General features: G+C 52.0%; 10 protein-coding genes. 7 read left to right on the top strand and 3 right to left on the bottom strand.

The features are described from left to right. The coding region (locus B2R29_RS09540; protein WP_301180843.1) for a hypothetical protein at window positions 1–373 on the bottom strand (373 nt) is incomplete at its 3' end. 33 nt (window positions 374–406) lie between these two features. Here B2R29_RS09540 and selD point away from each other — a divergent pair. From selD to B2R29_RS09505, 7 genes are read left to right on the top strand one after another with little or no spacing between them, the layout of a single operon-like run. After that, window positions 407–1,456 carry a selenide, water dikinase SelD gene (gene selD, locus B2R29_RS09535; protein WP_301180842.1) on the top strand — a complete coding sequence of 350 codons (1,050 nt, stop codon included), beginning with the start codon at window positions 407–409 and terminating at the stop codon, window positions 1,454–1,456. Further along, a complete protein-coding gene (gene mnmH, locus B2R29_RS09530) occupies window positions 1,453–2,565 on the top strand; it encodes a tRNA 2-selenouridine(34) synthase MnmH (protein WP_301180841.1) in 1,113 nt (370 codons plus the stop codon). The genes selD and mnmH overlap by 4 nt, the downstream gene beginning before the upstream one ends. A gap of 4 nt (window positions 2,566–2,569) precedes the next feature. Then, window positions 2,570–3,427: a putative selenate ABC transporter substrate-binding protein gene (locus B2R29_RS09525; protein ID WP_301180840.1), complete on the top strand. Its 858-nt coding sequence runs from the start codon at window positions 2,570–2,572 to the stop codon at window positions 3,425–3,427. Between the two features lie 17 nt (window positions 3,428–3,444). Further along, window positions 3,445–4,098: an ATP-binding cassette domain-containing protein gene (locus tag B2R29_RS09520; RefSeq protein ID WP_301180839.1), complete on the top strand. Its 654-nt coding sequence runs from the start codon at window positions 3,445–3,447 to the stop codon at window positions 4,096–4,098. A 2-nt stretch (window positions 4,099–4,100) separates the two neighbouring features. Continuing rightward, complete coding sequence (locus B2R29_RS09515) at window positions 4,101–5,585, top strand: PhnE/PtxC family ABC transporter permease (RefSeq protein ID WP_301180838.1); 1,485 nt, start codon at window positions 4,101–4,103, stop codon at window positions 5,583–5,585. A gap of 1 nt (window position 5,586) precedes the next feature. After that, window positions 5,587–6,420 carry a DMT family transporter gene (locus B2R29_RS09510; protein ID WP_301180837.1) on the top strand — a complete coding sequence of 278 codons (834 nt, stop codon included), beginning with the start codon at window positions 5,587–5,589 and terminating at the stop codon, window positions 6,418–6,420. Window position 6,421: 1 nt separating this feature from the next. After that, window positions 6,422–6,979 carry a DJ-1 family glyoxalase III gene (locus tag B2R29_RS09505; RefSeq protein WP_301180836.1) on the top strand — a complete coding sequence of 186 codons (558 nt, stop codon included), beginning with the start codon at window positions 6,422–6,424 and terminating at the stop codon, window positions 6,977–6,979. A gap of 66 nt (window positions 6,980–7,045) precedes the next feature. On the opposite strand, the gene B2R29_RS09500 is transcribed toward B2R29_RS09505, so the two are convergent. Together B2R29_RS09500 and B2R29_RS09495 are read right to left on the bottom strand one after the other, a co-directional pair. Then, complete coding sequence (locus B2R29_RS09500; protein WP_301180835.1) at window positions 7,046–8,308, bottom strand: glycerophosphodiester phosphodiesterase family protein; 1,263 nt, start codon at window positions 8,306–8,308, stop codon at window positions 7,046–7,048. 162 nt (window positions 8,309–8,470) lie between these two features. Further along, entirely contained in the window at window positions 8,471–9,343 is an 873-nt protein-coding gene (locus tag B2R29_RS09495) for a sterol desaturase family protein (protein ID WP_301180834.1), read from the bottom strand. Window positions 9,344–9,653: the final 310 nt, after the last annotated feature.

The raw sequence follows: 9,653 nt of genomic DNA, 5'->3' as shown, positions 1-9,653 counted from the left end.
GGGTTAATGGCTTTCTGCGAGGTTCGCGAATAGCCACGCAGTCGGGAAGAAGCTTCCCTCCTACAGGGTTCATGGCTTTATCAGTTTTTCGCGAATAGCCAGGTAGGTTGTCGGGAAGAAGCTTCCCTCCTACAGGGTTCATGGCTTTATCAGTTTTTCGCGCATAGCCAGGTAGGCTGTCGGGAAGAAGCTTCCCTCCTACAGGGTTCATGGCTTTATCAGTTTTTCGCGCATAGCCACGCAGGTTGTCGGGAAGAAGCTCCCTTCCTACAGAGTTATAGGCCTGGTCGCGAATAGCCTTCGGCTGATTCATTCCCACATGAAACAGACTGAAGCGTTCCCACAGGTAATTTTCCTGAGCCTCAGGTATCATGCGGCTTTCGTCTGTTTGAGCTGGGGTTTTGTCTTGTCTGATTCATCGGTTGTTCGTCTTACTGAGTACAGTCACGGCGCGGGTTGTGGCTGTAAGATTTCGCCTAAGGTGCTGGATACCATTCTGGCGTCGCAGCTGAGTCTGCCTGATAGTCCGAATCTGTTGGTGGGTAACACCTCTAAAGACGATGCTGCGGCCTACGATATCGGTAATGGTCAGGCGGTGTTGAGTACCACAGATTTCTTTATGCCGATCGCTGATGATCCGTTTGATTTCGGTCGCATAGCAGCAACGAATGCGATTTCGGATATCTATGCGATGGGCGGTAAGCCCTTGATGGCGATTGCGATTCTGGGCTGGCCTGTGAATGTACTGTCGCCCGAAATAGCCCAGAAGGTTGTTGACGGCGGACGTCAGGCCTGTGCGGATGCCGGGATTCCACTGGCGGGTGGTCATAGTATTGATGCACCGGAGCCTATCTTCGGCCTGGCGGTGACGGGCATCGTTGATATCGATAAGCTGAAGCAGAACGATCAGGCGACGGCGGGTTGTAAGTTGTACCTGTCGAAGCCGTTGGGCGTTGGTGTGCTGACCACCGCTCAGAAGAAGAAGATCTTAAAGCCAGAGCATGAGTTTTTGGCGCGTGACACTATGTGCATCCTTAACAAGGTCGGAGAGAAGATCTCTCAGTTGCCGGGTGTGGAAGCGCTGACGGATGTCACCGGCTTTGGGCTAGGCGGGCATTTGTTGGAAATCTGCGAGGGCAGTGGTGTGGATGCCGTGATTGATTACAACGCATTGCCTGTTATGCCTCCTGTGAAAGATTACATCGCTCAGGGCTCGATGCCGGGCGGTACGGATCGTAACTTTGAGAGCTACGGAGAGAAGCTGTCTGCGTTAACCGATGAGCAGCGTGCCATTGTGTGTGATCCGCAAACCAGTGGCGGCTTGTTGATTGCCGTGCGCCCTGAGCAGGCGGGCGCGGTGGAGGCGATTTTGGCTGCAGAAGGGCTGCAGTCGGTTTGTGTCGGTGAACTGGTGCAGGCGTCAGGAGATACCGTCAGGGTTGAGGTGCGTGCATGAGTCGCCCGGATACCGCCGATTTTAAATCCCTCTTTTTAAACGATACGCCGATGATGGATACCCGTGCGCCGCTGGAATTTAAGAAGGGGGCGTTTCCGCATGCGGTCAGCCTGCCGTTAATGACGGATCAGGAGCGGGCGAAAGTCGGTACTTGCTATAAAAAGAAAGGCCAGGACGAAGCCATTAAACTCGGCCATCAGTTGGTGTCGGGTAAAACTAAGGATGAGCGAATCGAAAAATGGCTCGCTTTTGCAAAAGAAAACCCGGAAGGCTACTTGTATTGTTTTCGTGGCGGTCTGCGCAGTCAGATTACGCAGCAATGGCTGAAAGAGGCCGGTTGCGAATATCCACGTATTACCGGTGGCTACAAAGCCATGCGACGTTTCCTGATCGATACTCTCGAACGCGTTGTGGTTGAGAAACCTCTGGTCGTGGTCGCGGGGCAGACGGGATGTGCAAAAACTGAATTACTGAAGCAGGTTCCGGCCAGTGTCGATCTTGAAGGTCTGGCGCACCACCGAGGCAGTACGTTCGGTAAACGCCCGGGCGGTCAGCCTGCGCAGATCGGTTTTGAGAATGTCTTGGCTGTGGATCTTCTTCGCCATGAAGCGTTTAAGTCGAACATGCCGGTCGTTCTCGAAGACGAGAGCTTATTAATCGGTCGTTGTGCATTGCCTGAGATCTTACGAAACCAGATGGCGAACGCGCCTCTGGCTATTGTAGAGGCCAGCTTTGAATCGCGTGTTGAGCACAGCTACAGCAATTATATTCTGGATAAGCTCTCTGAGTGGCAGGCGTTTCTTGGTGAAGACGAAGGCTTTGCTGCGTTTGCTGATGATTTACGTCAGAGTATGAGTAAAGTGGAACGTCGCTTGGGCGGTGTACGCCATCGGGCCATTACCGAACTTCTCGAAAAAGCCATCCGGCAGCACGAGCAGGGTAGTCCTGAATTACATCGTGAATGGATTGGGCACCTGCTCGAACAGTATTACGACCCTATGTATCAATACCAGTTGTCCCGTAAAAAAGGACGGCTGGTTATGCGTGGCTCATTTGACGAGGTTCGCGACTATTTAAATTCACTTTCTGATTCTGATTTAAAAGGATAAAAAAATGAAATTACGTTCTTTGTTCGCTGTGGCAGCGGGGATGCTGATGAGTGCTGCAGCGGCTGCCGAAACCTTTACGTTTACCGCGATTCCTGACGCTGATGAGAGCCGTCTGAACGCGCGCTTCGGTAAGGTTGCTGATTATTTGTCTGAGCAACTGGGCGTTGAGGTGAAGTATATCCCGGTGAAATCTTATCCTGCGGCAATCACTGCTTTCCGTAACGATCAGGTACAACTCGCTTGGTTTGGTGGTTTGTCAGGTGTTCAGGCGCGTGCGCTGGTAGATGGGTCTGAGGCGATTGCTCAGGGCTATGAAGATCAGTTTTTCAAAACCTATATCATTGCGCATACCAGCACGGGCATTGAAGCGTCTGACGAGCTACCTGAAGATATCAAAGGCAAGACCTTTACCTTTGGTTCAAAGGGTTCTACCTCTGGCCGTCTGATGCCTGAATTCTTTATCCGCGATACATTTAATGCCGCTCCGGATGAGCTGTTCAGTCGCGTCGGATTTTCTGGCGACCATAGCCGCACCATTGCTCAGGTACAGAGCGGTGTGTACCAGGTGGGCGCTGTAAATTACAGCGTTTGGGACACCGAAGTTGAAGAAGGCAAGATCGACACAGATAAAGTCAAAGTCGTTTGGACAACGCCAACGTATCCTGACTACCAATGGACAATTCGCGGTGATGTTGATGCCCGTTATGGCGAAGGCTTTAAAGAAAAAGTCAGAGACGTACTGCTGAATATGAAAGACGAAGACCTGCTGGCGAGCTTCCCTCGTAAGTCGTTCGTCCCTGCGAGCAATGATGACTATGCTCCGATTGAGCGGACGGGTAAAGCCATCGGCCTACTCGATTAATGACGCCGGTCGAGTCTATGTTTCAGCTTACCGGAGCGTCTTTTTCTCACGATAATGAGCCAGTATTGCACGATATTACGCTGGCCATTGGTGAGGGTGAAAAGGTCGCTCTGGTTGGGCCATCGGGCGCCGGGAAGTCAACGCTGCTTTCGTTGTTGTGGAGGCAGCACCCAGACGCCATCGCCTTATGTCCGCAAGACAGTGGCCTTGTGGACTTGTTGTCCACTTATCAGAATATTTATATGGGCGGGTTATCCCGCTTTTCGACGTTTTATAACCTGATTAATCTGATCCGCCCCTGGGCGGCCCGCCGTGAAGAGGTCGCGGATCTGGCTCGCACGCTGGGCATCGAAGATAAACTGCAGAATTCCCCGGATCAGTTATCCGGTGGCCAACGTCAGCGCGTTGCGTTGGGGCGGGCGCTTTATCGACAGCAGTCGGTATTTATGGGGGATGAGCCTGTTTCTTCTCTTGACCCTGAACAGGGTGAACAACTCTTAAAGCATGTGCTGGACCAGCACATGACAGCGGTGGTTGCCATCCATAGTCCAGAGCTGGCACTGAGATATTTTGATCGTATTATCGCGTTAAAAAACGGTCGTGTGTATGGCGACTGGCAAGCGACAGAGGTTGATCTCAGCGTACTCGAAACCGTCTATCAGGATGCCTGAACATGGGCATTAAAATCCATGCAGTGTCGACGGGGGCACGCTACCGGAACCTGAGCCTGTGGTTTGCTCTGGTTGCATTCTTGTCTCTGTTCTTTGCCGACATCTTTTTGTATCAGCCCGACCCTTGGGAAGAGTTTGGACGCATAGGCTGGGGGATGATCACGCCGTTCTGGCCAGACGCTGATGAACTCCTTATGTCGGCGTTACACACCGTCAGCTTTGCTTTACTCGGGGTCGCGGTGTCGGCGGCGCTGGGCGTGTTACTGGCTATCTGGTTTCACTGGCGGATTGTCCGGGTATTTTCTGCTGTTATCCGTTCTGTGCACGAGATTTTCTGGGGCCTGTTGTTTATGCAGGTGTTCGGTCTCAGTGCTTTGACTGGGTTATTGGCCATCACGATTCCTTTTGCGGGCATATTCGCTAAGGTCTTTTCAGATATATTTCATCAGCAGTCTTCTGCAACGGTCGATACGCTGTCAGGCTCCAGTCGTTTAAGCCGCTTCTTTTATGCATGGATTCCACAGGCCTGGCCAGCCATGCGCTCGTATATCCGTTACCGCTTCGAGTGCGCATTGCGGTCGAGTGCGATTCTGGGCTTTATTGGCCTGCCAACGCTAGGGTTTCACCTTGAGACGGCGTTTCGTCAGGGGGACTACAGTGAAGCGGCTGCGGTATTCTGGGTATTCCTTATTTTAATTGGCACCGTCAGGTTCTGGTTTTACAAAAAGTTATTACTGGCGTACCTCCTTGGGGCTTTATTTCTGCTGCCGGAGATGCCGCCGGTGAATGCGAGTTTCGTGTGGCAATTCTTTACTCAGGACTTATGGCCAGGTTCTCTTCTTAACGGCGACATTGCAGGCGCACTGAGATGGTACGGCAATGTATTGGCGGATGAAGTCGGCCCAGCACTTATTCAGACGATAGCGATTACCCAGGCAGCGCTGGTGCTCAGTGGTGTGCTGGCCCTGGCCTGGTATCCATTCGCGAGCCGCTGGCTGGTAGGGCGCTACTATTGGCTGGGGCGATTTAAATTGCTGGTGTTGCGTTCGGTTCCTGAATTGATGCTGGCGTATCTCTTTATGCTGTTGTTTGGTCCTTCGGCGTTACCGGCGATTTTCGCACTGGCGTTGCATAATGGCGGGTTGATAGCGTTTCTTCTGGCTAACCACAGCCAGGACTCATGTGCGCAACAGAGGCAGGACTCCCCGGTGGGACTTGCGCGTTATTTTTATCAGGATTTACCACAGCGCTACCCGGCGTTTCTGGCGCTGCTGTTTTATCGCTGGGAAGTCATCATGCGTGAAAGCGCTATGATGGGCGTTCTTGGTATCGCGACGCTTGGCTTTTATGTGGACTCTGCCTTTGAAGAAATCCGCTTTGATAAGGCCTTCTTCCTGATTCTTGTTGCCGCCGCATTGAATGTTATCGTCGACAGCCTGTCCCGGCGTTTGCGCAAAGCGGCGGGTTTAAAAACTCCGCGGATGTAATATGTCGATAGCCTTTCTTTTTATTTCAGCGATCTGCTGGACGCTGTTTGATCTTTCCCGCAAAAAGCTGGTCGCTAATGAAACTCCGCTGGCGTTGACGCTGGCTTTCAACGTCGGCGCGATCCCTTTATATCTTGCCGCATATTTCATCGCCTCAGACTCGTCGGTATCCGCTGGATACTGGCTGCCGTCGCTCGTCGCCGCAACACTTGCGGCAATGGCTGCTGTGGGCTTTATAACCGCGCTGAAACTGGGTGACGTTGCCCGTGTTATCCCGGTACTTGCTTTGACGCCGGTCATTTCAACACTGGCAGCAGGTTGGTTGCTGGGTGAATCACTGAGTCTGTATCAATGGCTGGCGATGCTGGTCACTGTAGTGGCGATTGGTGGCGCTCAGGGTGGTTTACATCACGTGAAGGGTAAACCCTTTATGTTGATGTTGCTGGTCTGCTTTGGTTGGGGCGTTGGTATTGTGTTTGACAAGCAAGCGCTGGAGCACAGTGGCCCGTTCTTTCATGGGGTGATTCAGACAACGCTGGGCTCACTGTTGATTGCGACTTACGCATTGGCAACGCGAACACCTGCACGTCTGCAGGGCAGGGCGTTACGGCTGATACCAGCATTGCTGGTGTTTGTTGGTGCGGTGGTATTTCAGTGGTTGGCGCTGGACGGTCTGGATGCTGGCATTGTTGAGACCGTCAAGCGTAGCGTCGGCATTGTTGGAGCTTTGCTGGGTGGTTTGTTATTGTTCAGAGAGGCCATATCAAAAGTGCAGGTATTCTGGTGCATTGTGATTCTGGCCTGCATTCCGGTAATACTTCAGCCTGAGGTGTGAAATGAACAAGAAGGTCCTGATCGGTGTCGCAGACGGTACCGAAGAGTTGGAAGCCGTCACTATCATCGACGTGCTGCGTCGAGCGGAGATCGACGTCACGGTTGCTTCAGTAGCACCGGGCCATCAGGTCACCTGCTCGCGAGGCGTTCAATTAGTTGCTGACGTACTGATGGGAGAGTGCGTTGATGATGAGTGGGATGCCATCCTGGTGCCGGGAGGCATGCCGGGAGCTCAAAACCTATCAGACAACGAAGCTTTTGTTTCTTTGCTGAAGCGTCAACACGAAGACAGAAAAACAATCGGAGCCATCTGTGCCGCGCCTTACGTTGTTCTGGCATGTCATGGATTATTAGAAGGAAAATCGGCGACCGCGTATCCTGGATTCCGTGAGGAGCTGAAAACCGCTGGGGTGGCGCCGAGCGATGAAGTGGTCGTTATTGATGACCACGTTATCACCAGCCAGGGCCCGGGGACAGCAATGCAGTTTGCTCTGGCGGTTGTTACCCGCTTGTGCGGTGAAGAGGTATCTCATCAGGTTGCGGACGGTTTGCTGGTTTGAATGTCATTCCCACGCAGGTCGGAATCCAGCGCCAATGCATTGAATTCCACCCAGCATGAAAATGCCTTACAGCCCCATGCAATTCGCATAGTAGGTCGTTGTTGCCGGCCAGTCTGAGAACACGCCAATAACCCCGACGTCTTTAGCCAGTACATCCAGCACTGTCATCACGTCACCATCGTTATCAATCACGTCCATGCCGCCATCGTCACCATTTACCGACTGGAAGTACCAGCCTCCGTTGTCTGTCAGGCGACCCGAGCGTTCGAGGGTCCAGGCGATCAGTTTCAGGCCCGCTGCTTTGGCATTTTCAGCGTACTGAGACGGGATAATTTCTCCGTTGCTGTTTACATCCAGCAGCATCCACATAGGTGGAGCAAGCACACGCAGGCCGTCGGCAACCCATTCTTCCATTTGAGCTTGAGTCACGCTGGTGTCGTAAACACCGTCCAGGTACACCGCCTGACGACCGTACCAGGTGTTATCGATCCAGTATTTTACGTCTTCAAGGTTGAAGGATTGTGGCCATACTTTGCGAGGATGGATGCCGGCTTCGCGGTATTCATCAATCATTTGTTGTGCGTACATCTCTTGCGTGTAGTCACCTTCAAACGGCATGTCTACCGACGGTGATTTCAGTTCTGGCGTGTAATGTGCGCCCAGCTCTTTAAAGAGTTGAATACTTTCTGCGTGGGTCAGCAGGGTGCCTTTCGATGAATACAGGTCAGTACGATAGTCTGCTGTCGCATTCATGTAGCCTTCGATGGTGGTTGCCGTACGATCTGCCGCGTCCATTTTGCCTTGCAGGCTTTTGAATTCAGCAAGCGTTATATCGCTGGTGCAGCAGGTAATGTCTGCAGCATTGGTCAGCATGCCATTGCTGTCGAATTCGGGGGCGACTGAGCATTTTTGAGCCAGTGGCGTTGCCAGAATATTGGTTGTGGTGTGAAGGTCACATTGTGAATGTCGACACACCAGCTCACGGTCTTTGGTAAATGTTACGTCGCATTCCAGAATGCCCGCGCCCATTTTGGCAGCCGCTTCGTAGGACTCTTTTGTGTGCTCAGGAAATTGGAGTGGCGCACCGCGGTGGCCAATCGAAAAACGGCTTTGAAAAAACGGACCGCTTTCGCAGCTTTTCAGCTTATCTTTCAGTTCGCCTTCGTCCATGTCTTCGACAAGGTAGAAAGGGCGCGGCCCGATCTGAGTTTCAGAAAACTTGCCGAAGAACCAGTGGCCAAATTTATTGCCGTGGCCGTTGCCAGCGTGGGATGCACATCCGGCAATCAGCATCAGAGATGCCAGCGCGTAGGTCAGTAAGGATTTCATGATTAACCTCCATATCAGTTGGATAACAGGGAGGTTCAGGCTAGGTAGCTTGGGTTTCAGTTTTGCAACTGACTGGTGAAGGTCTTGTGTCATTTTGCCTTCCTGAATAAATGGCGCAGCTGGTCGTTACTTGTATTCAGGAAGGCAGTTAATAAAGGCGTTCTATTTCTTCTGAACAGATGCCTCCCCGTATTGTTCAGTCACCCAGTCGGGGTGTTTCCACAGAATACGCGGATCTTTGTAGGTTTTCAGGTCACGGAACATATTCTGCCAATCATACACCTGGGCATGCCATGGATTGTTTGGCTTGGTCGGCATACGTTTTACGCCGTATACGATTTCTCCGGCGGTTTCTTCTGCCTGAAATGTACCGAAAAGTTTGTCCCAGATAATGAGCACGCCGCCAAAGTTCTTGTCGATCTGTTCCGGGTTGCTGCCATGGTGAACCCTGTGATGCGACGGAGTATTGAAAATTTTCTCGGCCCAGCCCAGCGTGCGCACTTGTTCGGTATGCAGGAAGAACTGATACACGAGGTTCGCTTCAATGGCGATTAAGGTCCAGGTTTTATCGAAACCGACAAACGCGGCAGGAATCCACCACAGAATCCAGGTACCTGAGAATGCATAGGTGAAGTTCTGGCGCAGCGCCGTCGAGAAATTCATGTGCTCTGAGCTGTGATGCGTGACATGCGCATTCCAGAACCAGCGGATTTTATGCATCAGATAGTGGGCGGCATACATACACAGATCGATAAACAGAATGAGCGCGATGATGCTGACAACGCCGACGTCCGGATTCCATTGAAAGCCAAACTGGTACACCCAGTCGTAAAACAGCTGAATAAAGAGCGCGATGGCGATGCCGTCGACAATTTTGTACGACGCACCTGTCATCAGGTTGGTGAAGGTCTCAGGGAAGTGATACAGCTTAGTAACACCACGACGTTTGGCCCAGAGGTTTTCTATGACCATGGTTCCGATGAACACACCGGCAAACAGCCCGATAAACAGCAGTGCTCGCAGTAAGTCTTCCATCTGTGTCTCCAGCTTTCTTATTTGATCCTGATAGATTAGCGCAGTCGCTGTAGGTTATATTGATATTTTCAGACGTTTATTTGATATTATCAGACATATTAACCTGTCGAGGTGTATTGGATTATGACTATTCCGTACTGCCACCTGTGAAAGAGCGAGATACCCGGTTAGCGGGTCTGTCGGTCACCGGAGATTTAATGTCTCTTGTGTCTTCGTATGCCTCTGAGCAGCGGCGTTCAGTTCCGGCTGTGCTCAGTCGTCAGGAGTCTGCTCGTCGTCTGACCTTCGACGAGTGGTGGTCGCTGCTGCT

This window comes from Thalassolituus sp. UBA3500 (genome assembly GCF_002377545.1).
Classification (GTDB): Bacteria; Pseudomonadota; Gammaproteobacteria; order Pseudomonadales; family Oceanobacteraceae; genus Thalassolituus.
Note: the sequence above shows the minus strand (reverse complement) of the source record. Positions and strands in the feature narration are given on the sequence as shown.

Excerpts from the sequence above, each read along its gene's own strand:
- B2R29_RS09510 (WP_301180837.1), top strand. The coding sequence starts at position 5,587 with ATGTCGATAGCCTTTCTTTTTATTTCAGCGATCTGCTGGACGCTGTTT.
- B2R29_RS09495 (WP_301180834.1), bottom strand. The coding sequence starts at position 9,343 with ATGGAAGACTTACTGCGAGCACTGCTGTTTATCGGGCTGTTTGCCGGT.
- B2R29_RS09505 (WP_301180836.1), top strand. The coding sequence starts at position 6,422 with ATGAACAAGAAGGTCCTGATCGGTGTCGCAGACGGTACCGAAGAGTTG.
- mnmH (WP_301180841.1), top strand. The coding sequence starts at position 1,453 with ATGAGTCGCCCGGATACCGCCGATTTTAAATCCCTCTTTTTAAACGAT.
- B2R29_RS09500 (WP_301180835.1), bottom strand. The coding sequence starts at position 8,308 with ATGAAATCCTTACTGACCTACGCGCTGGCATCTCTGATGCTGATTGCC.
- B2R29_RS09525 (WP_301180840.1), top strand. The coding sequence starts at position 2,570 with ATGAAATTACGTTCTTTGTTCGCTGTGGCAGCGGGGATGCTGATGAGT.
- B2R29_RS09515 (WP_301180838.1), top strand. The coding sequence starts at position 4,101 with ATGGGCATTAAAATCCATGCAGTGTCGACGGGGGCACGCTACCGGAAC.
- B2R29_RS09520 (WP_301180839.1), top strand. The coding sequence starts at position 3,445 with ATGTTTCAGCTTACCGGAGCGTCTTTTTCTCACGATAATGAGCCAGTA.